Origin of the sequence: Bradyrhizobium sp. Leo170 (assembly GCF_004296405.1) — a bacterium.
In the GTDB taxonomy this organism is placed as follows: domain Bacteria; phylum Pseudomonadota; class Alphaproteobacteria; order Rhizobiales; family Xanthobacteraceae; genus Bradyrhizobium.
Map to the genome: position 1 here is coordinate 1 of NZ_PSRR01000821.1, position 708 is coordinate 708.

Annotated in this window: 1 protein-coding gene; it reads right to left on the minus strand. The window is 63.8% G+C overall.

The genetic code is table 11. From position 1 onward, the window contains the following. Nucleotides 1–708 (minus strand): phosphohexomutase domain-containing protein (locus tag CWO89_RS44910; protein WP_502702960.1); only part of this gene is annotated, 708 nt, incomplete at both ends.

A 708-nucleotide genomic window follows, 5' to 3' on the forward strand; every position in this document is an offset into this window, starting at 1 on the left:
GTGCGGCGACATGGTCGGCGACGACCAGGTCTTGGGCAGCGCGTTCTTCAGGTCGGCCATCGACTTGCCGGGCGCGCGGTCGAGCATCTCGCAGATCGCGATCGCCGAAACCAGGCCGTCGTCATAGCCGCGGCCGAACGGCTTGTTGAAGAAGAAGTGGCCGGACTTCTCGAAGCCGGCGAGCGCGCCGAGCTCGTTGGTGCGGCGCTTCATGTAGGAGTGGCCGGTCTTCCAGTATGCGGTTTTCGCGCCCTGCTTTTGCAGGATCGGATCGGTCATGAACAGGCCGGTCGACTTCACGTCGACCACGAATTGCGCATCCTTGTGGATCGCCGACATGTCGCGCGCCAGCATCACGCCGACCTTGTCGGCGAAGATCTCCTCGCCGGTGTTGTCGACCACGCCGCAGCGGTCGCCGTCGCCATCGAAGCCGAGACCGACATCGGCCTTGTGCTGCAAGACCGCATCGCGGATTGCGTGCAGCATCTCCATGTCTTCCGGGTTCGGATTGTATTTCGGAAAGGTATGGTCGAGCTCGGTGTCGAGCGGGATCACCTCGCAGCCGATCTTCTCCAGCACCTGCGGCGCAAACGCGCCGGCGGTGCCGTTGCCGCAGGCGGCCACCACCTTGAGCTTGCGCGTCAGCTTCGCCCGGTCGGTGAGGTCGGCGATGTAGCGCGCCGGAAAATTCTCGTGGAATTGATACGA